This is a genomic window from Pseudomonas sp. GL-RE-26 (genome assembly GCF_019956275.1).
Taxonomy (GTDB): Bacteria; Pseudomonadota; Gammaproteobacteria; order Pseudomonadales; family Pseudomonadaceae; genus Aquipseudomonas; species Aquipseudomonas grandcourensis.
Genome location: NZ_JAHBDI010000009.1, coordinates 34,382 through 53,429, shown reverse-complemented (window position 1 = coordinate 53,429; position 19,048 = coordinate 34,382). Strand labels below are relative to the sequence as shown.

19 protein-coding genes and 2 pseudogenes are annotated in these 19,048 nt (G+C 59.9%); 13 read left to right on the top strand and 8 right to left on the bottom strand.

Going from position 1 to position 19,048, the window contains the following annotated elements; translation table 11 throughout:
• Positions 1-231 precede the first annotated feature (231 nt).
• Positions 232-1,812, top strand: coding sequence for a hypothetical protein (locus tag KGB07_RS06490; protein ID WP_223464954.1), 1,581 nt, complete (start codon positions 232-234; stop codon positions 1,810-1,812).
• A gap of 217 nt (positions 1,813-2,029) precedes the next feature.
• Here the strand turns inward: KGB07_RS06490 and KGB07_RS06485 are convergent, their stop codons facing one another.
• Positions 2,030-3,355, bottom strand: coding sequence for an OprD family porin (locus tag KGB07_RS06485; protein ID WP_223464953.1), 1,326 nt, complete (start codon positions 3,353-3,355; stop codon positions 2,030-2,032).
• 356 nt (positions 3,356-3,711) lie between these two features.
• Between KGB07_RS06485 and KGB07_RS06480 the strand changes: the two genes are divergently transcribed.
• Positions 3,712-4,332 carry a glutathione S-transferase family protein gene (locus KGB07_RS06480; protein WP_223464952.1) on the top strand — a complete coding sequence of 207 codons (621 nt, stop codon included), beginning with the start codon at positions 3,712-3,714 and terminating at the stop codon, positions 4,330-4,332.
• Between the two features lie 32 nt (positions 4,333-4,364).
• Here KGB07_RS06480 and KGB07_RS06475 read toward each other — a convergent pair.
• Positions 4,365-4,584 (bottom strand): annotated as a pseudogene (locus KGB07_RS06475) (cytosine permease); the annotation flags it as partial.
• 323 nt (positions 4,585-4,907) lie between these two features.
• Here KGB07_RS06475 and KGB07_RS06470 point away from each other — a divergent pair.
• From KGB07_RS06470 to KGB07_RS06435, 8 genes are all read left to right on the top strand, one after another.
• A complete protein-coding gene (locus KGB07_RS06470; protein WP_046043515.1) occupies positions 4,908-5,393 on the top strand; it encodes a flavin reductase family protein in 486 nt (161 codons plus the stop codon).
• A 169-nt stretch (positions 5,394-5,562) separates the two neighbouring features.
• A complete protein-coding gene (locus KGB07_RS06465; RefSeq protein WP_046043514.1) occupies positions 5,563-6,606 on the top strand; it encodes an LLM class flavin-dependent oxidoreductase in 1,044 nt (347 codons plus the stop codon).
• A 108-nt stretch (positions 6,607-6,714) separates the two neighbouring features.
• Positions 6,715-6,867: a hypothetical protein gene (locus KGB07_RS06460; protein ID WP_221174502.1), complete on the top strand. Its 153-nt coding sequence runs from the start codon at positions 6,715-6,717 to the stop codon at positions 6,865-6,867.
• 91 nt (positions 6,868-6,958) lie between these two features.
• Positions 6,959-7,636 carry a cysteine hydrolase family protein gene (locus KGB07_RS06455; protein ID WP_223464951.1) on the top strand — a complete coding sequence of 226 codons (678 nt, stop codon included), beginning with the start codon at positions 6,959-6,961 and terminating at the stop codon, positions 7,634-7,636.
• A 5-nt stretch (positions 7,637-7,641) separates the two neighbouring features.
• Complete coding sequence (locus KGB07_RS06450) at positions 7,642-9,003, top strand: purine-cytosine permease family protein (protein ID WP_223464950.1); 1,362 nt, start codon at positions 7,642-7,644, stop codon at positions 9,001-9,003.
• Between the two features lie 441 nt (positions 9,004-9,444).
• Positions 9,445-9,978 (top strand): DUF3304 domain-containing protein, encoded by a 534-nt coding sequence (locus KGB07_RS06445; RefSeq protein WP_080925397.1) that lies wholly within the window; start codon positions 9,445-9,447, stop codon positions 9,976-9,978.
• Positions 9,966-12,284, top strand: a complete 2,319-nt coding sequence (locus tag KGB07_RS06440) for a T6SS phospholipase effector Tle1-like catalytic domain-containing protein (RefSeq protein ID WP_223464949.1) — start codon at positions 9,966-9,968, stop codon at positions 12,282-12,284. Before KGB07_RS06445 ends, KGB07_RS06440 begins: the two co-directional genes overlap by 13 nt.
• A gap of 37 nt (positions 12,285-12,321) precedes the next feature.
• Positions 12,322-12,843 carry a DUF3304 domain-containing protein gene (locus tag KGB07_RS06435; protein WP_080925394.1) on the top strand — a complete coding sequence of 174 codons (522 nt, stop codon included), beginning with the start codon at positions 12,322-12,324 and terminating at the stop codon, positions 12,841-12,843.
• 306 nt (positions 12,844-13,149) lie between these two features.
• Here KGB07_RS06435 and KGB07_RS06430 read toward each other — a convergent pair whose 3' ends face one another.
• The 4 genes and pseudogenes from KGB07_RS06430 to KGB07_RS06415 form a co-directional block, all read right to left on the bottom strand.
• Positions 13,150-14,514 (bottom strand): glutamine synthetase family protein, encoded by a 1,365-nt coding sequence (locus KGB07_RS06430; RefSeq protein WP_223464948.1) that lies wholly within the window; start codon positions 14,512-14,514, stop codon positions 13,150-13,152.
• Positions 14,515-14,534: 20 nt separating this feature from the next.
• Complete coding sequence (locus KGB07_RS06425; RefSeq protein ID WP_007976194.1) at positions 14,535-15,089, bottom strand: helix-turn-helix domain-containing protein; 555 nt, start codon at positions 15,087-15,089, stop codon at positions 14,535-14,537.
• 26 nt (positions 15,090-15,115) lie between these two features.
• Positions 15,116-16,405: an NAD(P)/FAD-dependent oxidoreductase gene (locus KGB07_RS06420; protein ID WP_046043507.1), complete on the bottom strand. Its 1,290-nt coding sequence runs from the start codon at positions 16,403-16,405 to the stop codon at positions 15,116-15,118.
• Between the two features lie 171 nt (positions 16,406-16,576).
• Positions 16,577-16,837: pseudogene (locus KGB07_RS06415) on the bottom strand (NAD(P)/FAD-dependent oxidoreductase); the annotation flags it as partial.
• Between KGB07_RS06415 and KGB07_RS06410 the strand changes: the two are divergent.
• Positions 16,817-17,284: an RrF2 family transcriptional regulator gene (locus tag KGB07_RS06410; protein WP_223464946.1), complete on the top strand. Its 468-nt coding sequence runs from the start codon at positions 16,817-16,819 to the stop codon at positions 17,282-17,284. The pseudogene KGB07_RS06415 and the gene KGB07_RS06410 overlap by 21 nt on opposite strands.
• Before the next feature lie 92 nt (positions 17,285-17,376).
• Here KGB07_RS06410 and KGB07_RS06405 read toward each other — a convergent pair whose 3' ends face one another.
• Entirely contained in the window at positions 17,377-17,712 is a 336-nt protein-coding gene (locus KGB07_RS06405) for a hypothetical protein (RefSeq protein ID WP_046043506.1), read from the bottom strand.
• A gap of 302 nt (positions 17,713-18,014) precedes the next feature.
• On the opposite strand from KGB07_RS06405, the gene KGB07_RS06400 reads away from it, so the two are divergent.
• Positions 18,015-18,254, top strand: coding sequence for a hypothetical protein (locus KGB07_RS06400; protein ID WP_046043505.1), 240 nt, complete (start codon positions 18,015-18,017; stop codon positions 18,252-18,254).
• A gap of 13 nt (positions 18,255-18,267) precedes the next feature.
• On the top strand, positions 18,268-18,618 hold the full coding sequence (gene osmE / locus KGB07_RS06395) for an osmotically-inducible lipoprotein OsmE (RefSeq protein WP_223464945.1): 351 nt from the start codon (positions 18,268-18,270) through the stop codon (positions 18,616-18,618).
• Between the two features lie 51 nt (positions 18,619-18,669).
• Here the strand turns inward: osmE and KGB07_RS06390 are convergent, their stop codons facing one another.
• Positions 18,670-18,870, bottom strand: a complete 201-nt coding sequence (locus KGB07_RS06390) for an SPOR domain-containing protein (protein ID WP_046043503.1) — start codon at positions 18,868-18,870, stop codon at positions 18,670-18,672.
• Positions 18,871-19,048: the final 178 nt, after the last annotated feature.

Genomic DNA, 19,048 nt, shown 5'->3' with positions numbered 1-19,048 from the left:
GGTTTTCATCCTGGGTGGCCGACTCAGCCACCCGCGTCTGATTCTTGCTGACGGCGTCGCGGGTTCACAGCGTGAGGCAGGCCAAAAGGAGACCGAAATGGCCAAAATACCTGTCCGCATTGATCAGCGGCGCGAGGCACTTCACCAAGGGTTAGTCCAAACAGCCGATGCCCGGGCAGTCTCCTTGCTGCTTATTGCGCATCACACCAATAACAAGATCGCGAGGCTTCGATGCGTGCTCCACTCCTGCTTGCCCTGCCCCTGCTCGGCCTGCTCAGTGCCTGTTCCGAACCCTATGACCCACAACCGCTGGCCAGCACGGGCAATGCCACTGCATTGATCGGTAGCGCCGCTGTCGCACGACCGCTGAGCGGCGCCGTGCCTGCCAACCCCTTCATGGCCAGCAACGGCAGCAGCTACATGCATGCCGATGGCTACAGTTCCGACACGCACCCCGGCCCCGGTCCATTGGGCGGCGACATGCAAGTGAGCAGCCGTGACGGCAGTCGCAAACCCGGCGGCATGTGCCCGATTCATACCTTCGACCAGCAGGGTCGCCTGGTGGTGCTGTGCGCCAACCTGATGCAGTTCGAACTGCAACTGCTGGAACCGCGCACTCTCAAGCTGCTGGCCCGCTACCCGCTGCCGCCGCGTCCGTCGACTTTCCACGCGCTGATTACCCTGGACCCGGACAAGATCATGGCCGACACCTCCGGGGCCTATTTCTATGTCGACGAACAGAATCGCGTGGTCATCGCCGATGCCGAGCAGCACATCCAGCGCGTCGTGCATCGTCAGGATGAATCCGGTAAGTGGTCGTTCGAAGAGGTCGACAACTGGGACCTGAGCGACAAGGTTCCCCACGATTGTGTGCGGCCCACCAACTGGTTTGCCAAAGGCGAATGCGACCCCATCACCGGGGTCATGCCCGATCACCAGGGCTTGATCTGGTGGATCACCCGGCGTGGCCGTATCGGCACCCTGAATCCCGACACCGGCAAGGTTCAGGGCATTCAACTGGCCAACGAAGAAATCCAGAACGGCATGTCGGTGGCGGTCGACGGTGTCTATCTGGTGTCTGATCACGCCATGTACCGCTTCGCCGCCGATGCCGAGGGCAAGCCCGTGCAAGACTGGCGCGAAGTGTACGACCGTGGCACCGGGCGCAAGGTCGGGGCGATCAATCAGGGCAGCGGTACCACCCCGACCCTGCTGGGCGAGCGCTACGTCACCATCACCGACAACAGCGACGGGCGCATCAACCTGCTGGTCTACCGTCGCGAACAGGACTACGCCGGCAATCGCCTGATCTGCAAGCTGCCGGTGTTCGACAACAATGCCTCGGCCACCGACAACTCGGCCATCGGCTGGGGTCGCTCGATCATCCTCGAGAACAACGCCGGCTACACCAGCGCCTTCGCGCAGAAGGACTGGCAGGCCGTGCACGGCGGCATCAGTCGCATCGATATCCGCACTGATGAGTCGGGCTGCGACCGGATCTGGGAATCGAAGGAGCGTTCGCCATCGGTGGTTCCCAAACTCTCGGTGAGCAACGGCCTTTTGTACTTCTACACCTTCGAGCCGCAGCCCGACGGCGAAAACGCCTGGTACCTGACGGCGCTGGATTTCGACAGCGGCCAGACCCGATTCAAGGCGCTGAGCGGGGTCGGTCAGGCCTTCGACAACAACTGGTCGCCGATCACACTTGCACCGGATGGAACGGCCTATGTCGGGACTTTCGGTGGGTTGGTTGCGCTTTGGGACAAGGGTGTGAATGCGGCGAAGGAGCAGCCGCAGTTGAGCAAGAAGTAGCAACCGTGAAGTGAGCCGGGCCGAAAATAGACCCGGCCCTGTCGAACAACACTACACCTGTGGCGAGGGAGCTTGCTCCCGCTGGGCCGCGAAGCGGCCCCAACGCACGCCATCTCAACTCAGTCAGAACGGGTTGTCCGGATAGCGACTGCTGCGCAGCCGAGCGGGAGCAAGCTCCCTCGCCACAATCAACCGTCTGTTCTATCGCTTTGCTCACCTACAACAACGACAAGGTGTAATTGATGATGAACCGGTTCTGATCCACATTGCGCCCGGCATCGGTATTGGACTTGGCGTTACGCAGTGTGAACCCCACCCCCTTGAACGTGCCTGACTGCAACACATAGTCAAGGGTCATGTCGCGCTCCCACTCTGACTGGTCACTGGCGTTTTGCGCCTTGATGTCCGTGCCCTTCAGATACACGATCGAGGCTTTCAGGCCCGGCACGCCCAAGGGCGCGAAGTCGTAGGTGTATTGCCCGAAATTGGTTTGCTCGCCGGCCCGGGCAAAGTTCTGGATCATCTTGTCGGTGGGCAGGTAGACACTGCCGCCGCCCGCCCCCTTGTCCACCAGGCTGCCCTGGTTGGGCTGGACAAAGTTGCTGCCATCGCCCACCCGTTGATGCCCCACCGACACCGCGTGCCCGCCATGGGTGTAGGTGACCATCGCAGCCCAGGTGCTGTTGTCGATTTCACCGTCGTTGTCGTCGGTGTAGCCCGACACCCGATAACCTTGCGCGCGGCCGGAGGCAGAGCTGTTGGCACCGCTCGAGGTGGTGCGGAAGTAGCGCAGGTCGGTGGTCAGTGAGCTTGCGCTGTCGATGGACAGGATGTGCGTCAGGCCGAGAAAGTTCTGGTTGTAGAAGTCTTCCAGCTGCGCGAAGTAGTACTGGGTCTTAAGCGTTTTGGTGAGGTTGTAGTCACCGCCGGCGTAGTAAAACTTGTTGCTGTCCTGCGTGCTGCCCGCGACCGACAAGCCTGTGCGGTCCGTCGAGGCGCGCCCTACCGCGTGCTCCAGTACACCGCTGGTCAACGTCAGACCATCGATGTCGTTCGAGGTAACCTGCGCTCCGGTAAACGATTGCGGCAACACACGGGCATCGTTCGCCAGCAGGATCGGCAACTTCGGCAGCAAGGTGCCGTAGCGAAATTCAGTTTTGGATACCCGCATCTTCGCCGTAGGGCCGGAGCTGCTCCAGGCGTCGGCCGCGCCGTCACCGTCGGAAGGAATCATGCCGCTACCGACGTGGCGCCCCGCTCCGCTGTCCAGTGTGATGCCGAGCAATGCCTGAGCATCGAGCCCGAACCCCACCGCGCCCTGCGTAAACCCGGACTCATAGCGCAACACGAAACCCTGGGCCGCTTCTTCAGTTTTCGAAGGGACAGCGCTGCCATCGCGATTGTCGCTGTTGAAGTACAGGGTGCGCATCGAGACACTGGCCTTGCTGTCTTCCAGAAAACCATGACCTGCGGTGTCAGCCGCCTGGACGCACACCGAACTGGTGGCCAGCAGGACTGCGGTGGGAATCGCTCGTTTGAACATAGGGTGCTCCTGGGTGTTTCTTATCGTTATTTGAAGGTTTCACCGCCAGGCAGGCCCCGATTGCCGCCCACGCAACAGCGCTCAATACGGACGCAAAAACAGGCGCGCTCGCTGAGTGACATGAGTCATCGGACGTTAGAGGTGAGGGTTGACTGGCTGGCTTGTGAAACTCTTAAAACATTTCGAGAGGCTATTATCAAACGCGGTGAAAGTAGTTTTCGTACAGGGATAAGCCTTGTCGCGCAGGGGTATGGACGGTCACTGTTTTTGTATATCGGTGCGGCGGATTTTCATCATACTGACATCATCGGCGGTGTTCGGTGACTGCTTGCATGTCCCAACAAGAGCAATGACCCATGAACGATCAAATCGAACTGTACGGCGCGAACACCGGCAACAGCCTGCGGGCAGCGATTGCCCTGGAAGAGTCGGGCATCGCCTACACCGCACGCAGGCTCGACCTGTACGCACAGGAACACCGTGGCCCGGCCTTCCTGGCGCTTAACCCGGCCGGGAAAGTCCCGACCCTGATCGATCACGGGCCAACGCCGATGCTGGTCATCAACCAGTCCAACGCCATCATCCAGTACGCCGATTCCATTGCACCCGGAAGGCTGGCACCGGCGCAGCCGGGACCTGCACGCACCCGGGTGATCGACCGCTATTTCTTTTTCGTCACCGATGTCATCGCCCCCAGCCATGCCGCCTTTTTTCTGCGCCAGGCGGGGCAGGACAAGGCAGCGGCGATCATCGATCTGCGGGTGATCGAGCAACTGACTTACGCGGAAAGTTTTCTGACTGCCGACTTCATGGCTGGAGAGCAGTTCTCCATGGCCGACATTTCGGCGTTCACCATCGTCACAGCGTTCCGTGATCGACTGGAATGGCAAGAGCTTCCGCAACTTTCGCGCTGGTTTGACTCGGTCGAAGCCAGGCCGGCGGTACAACGCGGTCTGAATGCGTTCAAGCATTCCTGAGCGGTTGCCGAAAACAAAAATGCCCAACAAAGCGCCGACCATGTGCCCGAGGGCAATCGCCAGCAAACCCCAGAACAGGTTGAGGTGGAACACCTGGACCACCATGGCGCCGGTGACGATGGGCAGTGGCGCGATGTTGGTGCTGAACCACAGGGTGAACAGATCGCGGGCCTTCCCGTGGCGCTCTGCGAGTGGAACGTAGTCGACCGTGTGGTTCTCGATGAACGGATCTTGCCGGGACATCTGGGACATGTGCATGAACTCGAGTTTGTCTGTTCTTATCTTTGTATGAAGCCAAACCGGGGGGACTCTCTGGCCGCCCCTCAGATGCCGACCATATTATGGTATTCCAAACGTCAAACAAGACCGATCCGGTCTTTGAACAAGCATCTGAGCCGGCATCCTGCCCGAACCGCGCCAGCGCTGGCTAGCTTAAAGCCCCGTAATCATTGGGTTTCAGACGAAAACATTACGTTTATCAGTTCACCTAAAAAGACCTTGCAATCGATGTATTACGGTATACCATCAGACCTACAAATACATAAAAACGCGTCACACCACCCGAGGACCGTCCAATGATCGATGCCGCCATCTACAAACAAGTCATGGGTTCGTTCCCGTCCGGAGTGACCGTGATCACCACCTTGGATGACGATGGGCAAATCGTCGGCCTGACCGCCAGCGCCTTCAGTTCGCTGTCGATGGACCCGGCCCTGGTGCTGTTCTGCCCCAACTACAGCTCCGATTCCTACCCGGTCCTGATCAAGAACAAACGTTTTGCCATCCACGTGCTGTCCGGCGGCCAGCAGAACGAAGCCTATGCCTTCGCGCGCAAAGGCAAGGACAAGGCCCAGGGGATCGAGTGGACGCTGAGCGAGCTGGGCAACCCGATTCTGGCCAACGCCACGGCGGTCATCGAATGTGAACTGTGGCGCGAATATGAAGGCGGCGACCACGCCATCATGGTCGGCGCGGTGAAAAACCTGATCGTGCCCAACCAGAATGCCGGCCCGCTGGTGTATTGCCACGGCAAGATGGGTGCCCTGCCCGTTCTGGCCTGAAGCGATCACATGACAGCCACAAGTCAGTCGGCGCTTGATCGACCTTTTACTGACTGAGATCCGGACTGTTCGTCAGAATATATTTTTCTACAATTTAGTATTATGGTATACCAACAACCAGCAGGCCCGCAGTCGACAGGCCAACAACAAAAGATCCGAGGTAAGCGTCATGAAGTTTTCCCTGTTCGTACACATGGAACGTTGGGACGAAAGCGTCAGCCACCGCCAGTTGTTCGAAGACCTGACCGAACTGACGCTGATGGCCGAGGCCGGTGGTTTCAGCACCGTGTGGATCGGCGAACACCACTCCATGGAGTACACCATCTCGCCAAGCCCGATGCCGCTGCTGGCTTATCTGGCGGGCAAGACCACCACTATTCACCTGGGCGCCGGCACCATCATCGCGCCGTTCTGGCATCCGCTGCGGGTGGCCGGTGAATGCGCGTTGCTCGACGTGATCAGCAACGGGCGCATGGAAGTCGGCCTGGCCCGTGGCGCCTACCAGATCGAGTTCGACCGCATGGCCGGCGGCATGCCGGCATCCTCCGGCGGTCAGGCGCTGCGGGAAATGGTCCCGGTGGTGCGTGCCCTGTGGAACGGCGACTACGCCCATGACGGCGACATCTGGAAATTCCCGACCTCCACCAGCGTGCCCAAGCCGATCCAGCAGCCGAACCCGCCGATGTGGATCGCCGCCCGCGACCCGGACTCGCACAACTTCGCCGTGGCCAACGGCTGCAACGTCATGGTCACGCCGCTGATGAAAGGCGACGAGGAAGTCCTCGACCTGAAGAACAAATTCCAGGCCGCGCTGGACAACAACCCTGGCGTGCCGCGCCCGCAACTGATGGTGCTGCGTCACACCCACGTGCACACCGCCGACGATCCGCAAGGCTGGGAAGTCGGGGCCAAGGCGATCTCCAGGTTCTACCGCACCTTCGATGCCTGGTTCGGCAACAAGACCACCCCGGTCAACGGCTTCCTCGCGCCGAGCCCGGAAGAGAAATTCGCCGGTCGCCCTGAGTTCGAGCTGGAAAGCCTGCACAAGACCGCCATGATCGGCACCCCGGAAGAAATCATTCCGCGCATCAAGTACTACCAGGAACTGGGGGTCGACGAATTCAGCTTCTGGTGCGATAACAGCCTGCCCCACGCGGAGAAGAAAAAATCCCTGGAGCTGTTCATCAAGCACGTAGTGCCTGCGTTCCGGTAGGAGCGAACTCGCTCGCGATGGACGCCAACGATAACGCGCGCCATCTGAATGACCGCGTTATCCAGAAGTTTTTCGCGAGCAGGCTCGCTCCCACAAGGGTCGATTCCAATGATGACTGGTCGCCTCCCATCACTCGCCCTTCCCTCCGGCGCCGCGCGGGCTTACCTGCGCGGTGAATGGACCGCTTCGCACCTGCATTTCAAGCGCCTGCGCGCCAGCGTTTCGGCCAAGCAGAACGGCTTCTGGCAAACGGTTCACTGAGCCCACCCGAACAGCCAATCACGCACCCCGCGTCTCGCCATTGCATGGCGCGTACGGTGCTTTGTGTTTCGCCTTTGATCAGGTTTGCCCAATGAACAATAACAACGCGCTGTTGATCATCGACATGCAGCAGGAGGACGGGTTCGTCCTGGAAAACCTCGACAGGGTGGTCGCCCATACCGCCGCCCTGCTCGATACCGCCCGCCATCAGCGGATGCCTGTCATCTATACCCGCCACATCAATCAGGCCGACGGCAGTGACCTGCCCCACGGCGAACCTCTGGCCGCCGACGGTGGCCCCGGAAGTTACCGCGCTGGCACCCGGCAAGTGGAAATCATCGAGTCGCTGACGCCGCAGCCCGGTGAATTGATCATCGATAAAGGCCGTTACAGTGCCTTTCACCGCACCGACCTCGACGCCCGGCTCAAGGCAATGGAGGTCGACACGCTGATCGTCTGCGGCGTGCTGACCGACGTCTGCGTGCTGACCAGCGTGTTCGATGCCTTCGCCCTGGGCTATCGCGTGCGCCTGGTCAGCGATGCCTGCACCACGACCACCGAGGCCGGGCATTACTCGGCCCTGCTGATCATGGCCAACTGGGTCTACGCGCTGGAAATCCTCACCACGACCGAGTGCCAGCGCGCCCTGGAACACCGCGATTACATCAGCCTGATCCCCGAGCAACCGGACCTGTTTGCCCACCAGCCCCATGAGCTGCAAAGCACCATCGCCCGTCTGCAATCCCGTCTCGTCCGGACTCAGGAGTGATCGCCATGCAAGTCGAAAAAAGAAGCATCGATTTCATCCCCGAGACCGAACGCCACGGCAAGCCGGGTTCGCTGTTCTATATCTGGTTCGGCGCCAACATGAACATCACCACCATCGCCTCCGGCGTGTTGCCGGTGGTGATGGGGCTCAACCTGTTCTGGAGTGCGCTGGCGATCATCATCGGCTCGTTGCTGGGGGCGATTTTCATGGCCTCCCACTCGGCCCAGGGACCGAAGCTGGGCATTCCGCAAATGATCCAGAGCCGGGCGCAATTCGGCGTGTTGGGGGCGGTGTTGCCGCTGCTGTTCGTGATGCTGATCTACCTGGGTTTCTTCGTCAGCAACACCTTGCTCGCGGCCCAGGCGCTGGAGTCCGTCAGCCCGCTGCCGATGTCCGGCAATATCTACCTGATCGGCGCGTTGTGCTTCGTCGTCGCGCTCTATGGCTATCGGTTGATTCACCGCTTGCAGAAGCTGCTGTCGATTCTGTCGCTGGTGGTGTTCGTCGCCGCCACAGTACTCGCCTTGCAGTTGCCGATCCCGGCCGAACAATGGCTGCCGACGGGCTTCTCGCTGTCGAAGTTCCTGGTGGCGGTGAGCATCGCCGTGACCTGGCAACTGTCCTACGCGCCTTACGTCGCCGATTATTCGCGCTACCTGCCAAGCAACACGCCGACCGCCCAGGTGTTCTGGTACAGCTACGCCGGCACGGTCAGCGGTGGTGCGTGGATGATGATTCTCGGGGCGATCCTGAGCGTCGGCATCGGCGACTTCTCCAGCAACGTCGGCGGGCATGTCGCCGGTCTGTTCGGCGCTGGCGCGGTGCTGCTGTTCGCCTTCATCGTCTATGGCCAGGTGTCGATCAACGTGTTCAACCTGTACGGCGCGTTCATGTCGACCATCACCGTGATCGAACCCTTCGCCCGGCTCAAGGTGACCCCGCGAGTACGCGGTGTGTTCATGCTGCTGATCAGCCTGGTGGCCACAGCCCTGTGCACCATCAGTCAGGACGACTTCATCAGCTTCTTCCTCAACTTCATCTTCTTCATGAGCTACTTCCTGATCCCGTGGACGGCGATCAATCTGGTGGACTACTACTGCCTGCGCAAAGGCCAGTACCGGATTGACGACATCTTCGACCTGAACGGGATCTACGGGCGGGTCAACTGGATCGCCTGCGGCAGTTTCCTGCTGGCGATTGCCCTGGAAATTCCGTTCATGAACACCACGCTGTACGTCGGCCCGGTGGCCACGGCGCTGGACGGGGTGGATCTGGCGTGGATCGTCGGGTTGCTGGTGCCGGCGTTGAGTTATTACTGGTTGATGAAGCTCGGCAAGCGGGCGCCAGTGTTGGATTCAGTGACGTAATGATAAACGGGTGATAGAAAAAGATCGCAGCCTGCGGCAACTCCTTGTATCTCGGCTATCGCTCCGTCAGGAGCGATAGTTCTCGATTGATCATCGAGGGCGGGATCTGGAAGACGCGCAGCTCCTTAGGCGTTAAGCCTGCAACAACGTAGCAGGCTAATTACCGGATGCATCCTACAAAGCACACGGAAACGTCCTATTTCTAACTAAATCAACTTCGCCAAAGCTATGCAGCCCCAGGACCGGGGCGCAAATGCAGACCTTCCTGCTCGCCCCCATTCAGACCAGGAAGGCCTGATCATGCTCCCCCAACTGTCCACCTTCTTCGATGACAGCCGCCTCAAACGCTGGGGCCGTAACCTTGACCATGGTCTCGACGTCCTCACCTTCCCCGGCAGCAAACGCCTTGACCATCCCTTCACCCATCGCGTCGAACGGCTTATGCCGAGATTGTCATTCGCTACGTTTCCGCTGTCCTTGTTCTGCGTTCTAGTCGGTACGTTGTTCGCTCAAAGTACTCAGGCTGGCACCCTTGAAGCAGTTAATCACACCCACTGGGCCATCAATCGATTCAGCGTTGAGGGTCGTTCTGGAATCGACATTATTGGGCCATATCAGGGCGGAGGTGGGGGGTGTTGTTACAGCGCGCCAGCGCGCTGGAAGCCGGGGATGACGGTGCGGGTTGATTGGGAGACTGGCGCCAGTGGAGTGAGCGATCTCGCCGACGAGTTCCCAGGGTTTGCCGATCGACCCAAGTACTTGGCATGGATAGATAAAGTCGATGCTCAAAAACGCCAACACAGCAAAGTCGTGCCGGTCCCGGACTACACCGACCAAAAAACCTGCGGCCTCACCGTGCACTTCCTGCCCTGCGATGACCTCCTGGTCACCACCTCTTGTTACGCCTACGGCAGCCCCGAATACCCGATCAAGACCCCATTGCACTTGCCGGAGCCTCAGTCATGTCCGAAGTGAAACATGCCCGCGTCTGCTATCCGCCGCCATTTCCGCTGGAGGGCCGATTGCCCCGCCAGGCCTATCAGGTCCATCAGAACCTCTCGCGCCAACACCAGCAGGAGAGTGATTACCATGATGCCCTGTGTATGGCCGCCGGCCGCCGGGTGCTGAGGCCATGTTGCAAGTCCTTGCACATCAGCCTGTTCTTCGACGGCACCGGCAACAACCTCAACAATGACCTGTACGAATCCACTCCGCCACACCCGACCAATATTGCCCGGTTGTTTCGCGCGACTATTGGCGACGGCCATGCCGGCGGCACTGCGCACAACGCCAGGGCCCAACGCCTGACCGATGCCGTGGGTACGGGCTATGGCGAGTACTTCAAATACTACATGCCTGGCGTGGGGACGCCTTTTGCGGAAGTCGGTGATCTGGATTACACCACGCTGGGGCTGGCCGGCGCCTGGTACGGCGAAGAACGGATCAACTGGGGCCTGCTGATGATCATCGATGCCCTGCGCCGCGCGCTGGGCCAGCCACGGCTGGACGATGCCAGCTTGCTGGCGGCGGTCAAGGCCATGGGCACTGTGCCGGGCATGGAGTGGGCGGCGGGGCAGACAAACCGTCGCATTGAGTTTCGCAAGCAGCTCAAGGCCATTGAAAAGCCCTTGCATATCGCCCTGAGCCAGCCGCAGCCCGGTATGTCGAAGCTCTTGGGTATCAAGCTGTTTGTCTATGGCTTTTCCCGTGGTGCGGCAGCGGCGCGGGCCTTTGTCAGTTGGCTGAACGAGCTGATGCGTTATACGCCAGCGCTGAAACTGGGCGAACTGGAGCTCCCCGTCAGCGTGGAGTATTTGGGGCTGCTGGACACCGTGGCCTCGGTGGGCTTCGCCGATATCGTGCCGGGCGCGAACGGTCATATGAGCTGGGCCGATGGCAATCAGGAGTTACCCGGTGGCGGACTGGTCAAGCGCTGTTTGCACCTTGTGGCCAGCCATGAGCAACGACTATGTTTTCCATTGGAATCGATTCGGCGTGAGAGCGGAGATTATCCGGTTAATGCCGTGGAGGTTATTTATCCGGGTGTGCATTCCGATCAGGGTGGGGGCTACCCGCCGGGGGATCAAGGCAAGGCTTTCAGCCCGGATACTCGAAATGGAGATGGCCTATTATTGTCGCAGATCGCCCTTAACGATCTGTATGCCGACGCCTTTGTTCATGGCGCCCCCTTAAAGGTACCCAAAGCTACCTTGCCAGTATCCATTAGCGATGAGCTTTGGCGGGCGATGGATCTCGAACTTGTGCGAGAGTTTGACACTACGACTGAACTTGTTACGCGCTTCAACGCCTGGCGCCAAACAACGCTGGGTCTGCCCCCTGTTTCTCAGCCGCTGCCCACTGAGCAGACCGAACGATACCAACCGCTCCCATCCACCATTACTCTCGAACAGGCCGTGCGCGAACAACTCGGCTGGATCACCGCCTGGCGCATCGACCGCTATGCCTTTGCCAGTCTGAGAAAGACCGCTTTCTATCTCGACGCGAGCGATACCCACGCTGATCCCGACACACGGGCCACCGCCGAGACCCAGCGTACAAAAGCCCAGGCGGAGATTGAAAAAAACCGTCTCCAACAACGCGCCCGCGAACGCAACGGGCGCACGCCGAAAACGCCCCTGGCGCCCGGGGTCCCGGATTTCGATCCGGACCTTGCAAGAACCCAACTGCGCGAAGCGGCCGAAGAGTTCCGTGCGAACTACCACGACCCCGATCACCTGGCCTCCAGTCTCAGCCGAGTATTACCGGCCAACGCTCCGCCTGCCGTCGTTATGCGCATCATCACCGCCGATGCGCGGGTCGAGTGCCGGCAGATGAAGGCCGCCGGTCGGGCCAGGGTCAGTGAGTTGTTTCCACCTCCTGAACGCGAACGCAATCACTGGGACGAAAAGAACCGTGGCAATGTCGACGAGAGCCGCAATGCCAATCAGCCGGCAGGCCTGCTGCGTGCGCTGTTCGATGATCAGGTCCACGACTCCCGCGCCTGGTTTCTTTATTCGTTCGGGCGCGAACCGCTGGGCAGCTATTTTCGCGAACGCATGGTGTTCTTCGGTGAAGCCAGCCGCAGGGAGCTGGCACTCCATCCCGAAACGCAGGCGGCAATGCTGGCGAGCGGCACGCCATTGCCAGCCTATGCACCTGGCGTGGTCGCACGTCCTCCCGTCATGGATGCTCAACACCTGGCTGAGGTCCACCAGGCCATCGACGCCATCTGGGAAGACTTTTACAGCAAAGTCGGCGAGGCAGGCGATGCACAGGCCTGACTCGGTGGTTCGACACTCGGTAGAAGGAACAAAACCCATGTCCCATCGCAATGCGTGTCGCCTGCAGATCCGGGCTCTAGCGGGCTTGGCTACGGCCGTGCTCCTGCAAAACGTCGAGGCCAGCTCTCTCGAAGCCATCAATCACACCCACTGGGCCATCAATCGATTCAGTGTTGATGGTCGTTCGGGCATCGACATCATTGGCGCCTACCAAGGCGGGGGTGGAGGGTGTTGTTACGTCGCACCAGCGCGCTGGCAGCCAGGGATGACGGTGCGCGTCGACTGGGAGACCGGGGTAGCCGGTTCAAAAGGTTTTCCCGGTTTTGCTGATCGAGACAAATACTATGCTTGGTTGGACAAAATGGAGGCACAAAAGCGCAAACACAGCAAAGTCGTGCCAATTCCCGACTACACCGGCCAAAAAACCTGCGGCCTCACCGTGCACTTCTTGCCCTGCGACCAGCTGCAGGTCACCACCTCTTGCTACGCCTATGGCAGCCCCGAATACCCGATCAAGACCCCGCTGCAATTGCCGGAGCCCCGGTCATGTCCTAAATAACGCGGTGATTTCGTCACGGCGAGGAGGCCGAAACTCTGAATGCCATGACCGCAGATACGGGTATGGTCCCTGAAAAACAATTAGCTTCCGAGCCGCCTTCGCTAGCTACGCCATGCACACCAAATCTCAGGCAAAAAAAATCCCAGGCAGCTGATGGACGCCTGGGATTTAAAAATGCATAAACCGTGGTGGTGAACGCGGCGCGGATATTACGGAATATTTCGGCCTGTAACAAGATATTTTTATTCACTATCCAGTTACTAATCCTTCTAACCCCTTCAATATCCACATATTTTCTAAGGGCGACTACAGGAACCAGCGATACTCCCGCGCGCTGATGTCATGCAGAAATGCCAGATGATCCTGACGTTTGTTTTCGCAATAGACGTCCACAAACTCCGCCCCCAAGCCTTCGCGCAGCGATGCATGACTTTGCATGGACTGCACCGCTTCGAGCATTTCCAGCGGAAAATCGATGCCACTGCCACGGTCTTCGTTGAGCGGTGCAATCGGCTCGCGTTCCCCTTCCAGGCCTTGCTCCAGCCCTACCAGAATCGCCGCCAACGCCAGATAGGGGTTGGCATCGGCGCCCGCCAGGCGATGTTCGATGCGCAGGTTCTTGATGTCCGACTCCGGAATACGCAAGCAGGCATCGCGATCCTCGAAGCCCCAACTGGCGCGGGACGCGACGTTCACCGTGCCGCTCAAGCGGCGCATGGCGTTGTGGTTCGGGGCAAAGATCGGCATGCAGTGCGGCAACACCTCCAGGCAACCGGCCACTGCATGGCGCAGCGCCCGCTGGCCGTTCGCCGCCAACAGGTTGTTCGCCGCCAACAGGTTGTTGCCGGCCTGGTCATACAGGCTGACATGCACGTGCATGCCGCTGCCGGGGTGCTGCAAGTAGGGTTTGGCCATGAAGCTGGCGCGGTAGTTGTGCTTGAGCGCCACGCCCCGGGTGCTGCGGCAGAACAGGGCCGCCCAGTCGGCGGCGCGCAGGCCGTCATCGCAATGGCCGAAGTTGATTTCGAACTGGCCCGGGCCGAGTTCGGCGGTGATCACCGTGGCATCGACGCCTTGGGCTCGCGCGGTCTCGACCATTTCATCGAGCACCGGGGCGAAACGCGACAAGCGTTCGATGTGCATGTTCGGCTGATCGTCGGCATCGCCGGTCAATTCATCACGAGGGAACTGCGGCAAGCCGTCCTTCAAGCGGCTGTCGAACAGGTAAAACTCCAGCTCGAAGGCCACCACCGGGAAAATGCCCTTGCGCTTGAGCCGGTCCAGCACCTGCGCCAGCACTTCGCGGGGTTCGAATTCGATGGGTTTTTCGGTGCCGTCGGAGGTGATCAGCATCTGGCCCAAGGGCTGTTTTTCCCAGCTCACCAGCTTCAAGGTGCCGGGCACCAAACGGCGCTGCGCATCCGGGTCACCATCGTTGAAACAGTAATCGCCGATCTTGAACAGTCCGCCCTGGGTGCCGAGCAGCACGCAGTTCTGCGGCAGCTTCAGTGCACTGCCGGCAGCGACTTTTTCCAGCATCTCGATCGGGTAGCGCTTGCCGTAGAAATGCCCCGGAATGTCCAGGGAGATCAGGTCGACGTAACGCACTTCGGGGTTGCAGTGGCGGAAGTTGCGAACCTCGGCCAGCAGTTCAGAGCACACAGCATCCATCGTTTTGTTCCTTGTTGTTATCAGGTGTAAACCCAAAGCACACGGGTCAGTTGGTCGGACAGGTTGCCGTAGCGGCAGTGCGCATGGCTGGCCAGTTGAAAGCTGTCACCGGGATGCAGGGTCACCGGTTCGTTGTCGTCGAGCCACAGGGTCAACTGCCCTTCCAGGACGTAACCGCCCTGCTCGGAGCTGTCCTTCATGTGTCGGTCACCGCTGCTGGCGCCGGGCTCGAGCTGGCTTTCGAGCATCGAAAAAGACGCGCGCATCTTTGGCGACACGAGGATGTCGGTGATGCCGTCGGCGTAGTACAGCGTGCGGCGCTCGTCCGGGCGGGTGACCCAGGACAAGGCCATGGGTTTGGGCAGGCTGTAGAAATAGGTGGTCGGCACCCCCAGGGTTTCGCTGATGGCGGTCAGGTCCGCCACGGTCGGGCGCGACAGGCCGCGCTCGACCTGGGACAGAAAACCCACGGAGCGACCGATTTTGTCCGCCAGTTCCTTCAGGGTGTACTTCTTGTGTTTGCGCAGGTCCTGGATCAGGATCGCCAGCGCCGAGATTTCTTCTTGCATGTCCATCTAGATGGCTTCCAGAAAGTGTCGCTTCAAATGCTGTCGCGCAGTCGATACCAGGCTTTGCCGATGGCTTCCAGCGGCGCGGCCAGGTATTTGCCGCCGGGAAAACTGCCGTTGTTCAGGCCCTGGTACAGGGACAGCTCGTCGGGCTGACCGAGTACCGCGTCGGACACCGCCCGCGCCGCGGCCAGTGTCGGTAGCACGCCATGCCCGGAGTACCCCTGCATCCAGTAAAGATCGCCGCGCCGGCCGATATCCGGTGTGCGTTTGAGGGTCAGGTCGATGTGGCCGCCCCAGGCAAACTCCAGCCCGACGCCGGTGAGTTGCGGGAACACGCGTTCCAGGAATGGCCGGGTCGCGGCGGCGATGTCCTTGGGCATCCCGCCCAGGTAAGTGCAACCGCCACCGAACAGCAGGCGGTTATCCGGGGTGCGGCGGAAATAATCGAGTACGAACTGGTTGTCGGTCACGCACACGTTGCTCGGCAGCAGCGCGGTGGCTTGCTCCTCGGTGAGCGGCGCAGTCGCGACCTGATAGGTCCCGACCGGCAACACGCAACTGGCCAGTTGTGGGTCGAGTCGGTCGAGGTAAGCGTTGCACGCCAGCACCAGCACATCGGCGCGAATACGACCGCGCTCGGTGTTCACCACAAACCCGTCGCCCTCCTCGCCATAGTTCAGCGCCTTGCTGAGCTCGTGGATGCGCCCACCGGCCCGCTCAATGGCATCGGCAAGGCCCAGGGCCAGTTTCAGCGGATTCAGATGCCCACCCTCGGGATCGAACAGGCCGGCCCGATAGCGCTCGCTGGCAACCCACTGCGGCAAATCGCTGCGCTCGATAAATTGCAGTTTGTCGTGGCCCCACTTGTGGCTGGCCTCGTGTTGCCATTCGGTCAGCAGGCCTACCCGACGGGGCATCACCGAGGTCCAGAGATGACCGGCGCGGTAGTCGCAATCGAACTCATGGCGACCGGGCAAGTCACGCAGCTCCCGTGCGGCCCAGCGCATGCCGTCCCACAGTCGGCGTGCCCGTTCGTAACCCAGTGCCGCTTCCAGCGGTGGCATGTCGCACGACCAGCCAAGAATCGCCTGGCCGCCATTACGCCCGGACGCGGCCCAGGCCACCCGGCTGGCTTCGAGCAAGGTCACGCGCTTGCCGGCCAGCGCCAGGCGCAAAGCCGTGTGCAATCCACTGAAGCCGGCCCCGATGATCAGCACTTCGGTGTCTTGCTCACCTTCCAGTGCGGCTCGATCGACCAGACGATCGGCACAGGAATGGGCGTAGTAACTGTCGACATGCCGGGTGGATTGCTGAAACATACGGCCTCGTGAAATTTTGTATTTTTAATTTCATGAAAAAATACACGGTAAATTTCATACAGGCAATCAATGCGTAAAAAATCCCGCTCAGGCGAACCCGAGCGGGATTTTTTTATTCAGACGTGATGTTCGAATCAATCAGGCCACAGGAATCATCGGATCCGCCGCGGCTCACGCGGTGTCGCGTTTAGCCGCTGGCGGGTAGATCCGTTGGGTGTTGATCTGGGTTTTCAGCGACTTGGCCTCCTCCTTGACCAACTTGACCTGACGATCCCAACCCTCGGTGTACACCACACCCCAGGCCCCCAGGTCCAGGCAGGTCACGTACTTCGGCTGGCTGTACGGCGTCGGGTCGACACCGAGGATCTGTGCCGCCACGTTACTGCCGGCGTGACGCCCCAGGACAATGGCGTGCTGGCAGGTCATCAAGGCGTCCCCCAGGACTATCTGGCGAAAATCTTCACCAAGCTGGCCAAGGCCAGACTGGTAGTCGCCACCGAAGGCGTGCGCGGAGGCTTCAAGCTGGCCCGGCCCGCTGACGAAATCACCTTGCTGGACATCGTCAACGCCATCGACGGCCACAAGTCGATTTTCGATTGTCGGGAGATCCGTGGCCGTTGCGCAGTGTTTGACGGCGCCCCGCCTGAATGGGCATTGGAGGGTCTGTGCGCGGTCCATGGTGCAATGATGGTTGCGCAAAAACGCATGGAAGAGGCACTCGCCCAACAAACCATCCTCGACATCGCCAGGAAATTCGGGCGCAAGGCCCCGCCAGAGTTCGGCGTCAAGGTGGAAAGCTGGATGGGCGAACGTCGGGAACGCAAAAGTGCCGCCCAGGCCAGCGAGCAAATCATCCCGACGACCAACCTTTCAGACTGATCCACAAAAAAAAACCGGATGCACGCCAGGCATCCGGTTTTTTCTCAATTGAGTCGAAAAACGGTCGGTGACCGATTTTCACTCTCCCGCGCTTACAAACAGTCGCGCACGATTTTGCGCAGGTCGCCGGACTTGGCCCAAGGTGGCCCCTGATACAGCGAAACCTGGCTGCCGTCCTTGTACTTCACGATATCCAGCACTTCGTCGGCCGTGATCACACTGGGCGCGGTGATGCGGTATCCGTTGGATATCGAAATCTGGGTCGTATTCGATACTTCCTTTTGCCAGGCAGGCAACACGCACGCCGCATACTCTTTTGGCGCCTTCGCGCTGTGCTTGCTGACATTCGGCTCGCCCGGTACCAGCGACGCCGGCAACGAGCACCCGCCCAGCAATGCCAGCACGACCCCCCCCATCAACATCCGCATGCTGCTTCCTTAAATTAGAAAAAAGAGAATGTAGCTCGCCGTCGTCACTACATCCATCCCCAACGATTCGGCGTGTCATTGATATCGCTTCTACCGGTTAGTTCCTTGCCTTCAGATAATCCATCCATCTTTCGCGGGCTTCATGCTGGCGTTGCTTGACTTGCTCCCATTTTGGCCCGATGAGTTGATGAGCCGATATCAGTTTTTCCCGACCAAAGGAAACCCCGCTGATTCAGACAAACACAACATCCGGTGCGGTAAACGGGTCTAAAATTCCGGAATGAGGAGTTCAGGAGGTCATCATGTGGCTTAACGAATCGGAACAGGAACTTCGGCGTGATCTGCAAGGGCTTGCATCAGATTTGCGCTGGTCGGCCGTGGAGCTTTTGCGCATCGAGCAGCAATTGCGCCTGCTCGGAAACGACATCGACGCGCAAGCCGTTCAGAAACTGTGTGCTTTGTTTCAGGGAGATGAAGCAAAACTGTCCGGCTACGCCGAGGAAGTGAAAGCCAAGGTCATTAGCCGCAACAAGGCTCAATAGCGGGAGCGCTGCCATGAACAGGCCTCTTTTCACGCTGGTCGTCGTACTGACCACGTTGGCAGGCTGCAGCACCAACTCGATCTACCAGGACCAGCCGCTGGTCGCGAAAGTCGACACCGGCATGACCCAGGAGCAAGTCCGGCAAATCGGCGGGCAGCCCCTGGCGGTCAGCGACCGTACTATCGAACCCGGCACCTGCTTTGACTACAAGCTGACTCAGTCCGGCCATCAACAGGCGTTCAATGTCAGCTTTGATGGCCGGGGCATGGTCGACCACAAGAGTTTCATGACCTGCGCGGAATGGAGCCACACGCAACAAAAGGCCCGGGAACCCTCCCGCCCCAGTGGCGGCGGCGGCTACTAGCGTCGTTGCATCATGAAAAAGCCCCGGAGAACCGGGGCTTCGGGCCTGATTTCATTTTGTCTGATGGCTGCCCGCAGGCCTGCCAGCACGAGCCCTGTAGCCGGGCAGCGACGCGGCAAACGCCAGCGCTTCTTCCCGATTGGTAAACGAGCCCAGTCGGTCGCCTTGGGTACACACCCGCCAGGGGCCGTTGTTGACGCTGAGTACGTCGTAACCGTTCATGTGCATTTTGTTCAGCATCGGAACGCTCATAGTCACCTCCTCTTGGGCAGTGATATCAGGTTGACTTGCTTACCTTACACCCACCCTTGTCCAAAATACCGACCAGACGTCGCCATGGAGATTCCATGTTTCGGTTGCACTTATCGTCACATCGGCAGCTCAAATTACTCAGATAGCAGCGTAATCGCGGCCCTGGCCCGAATGCTGC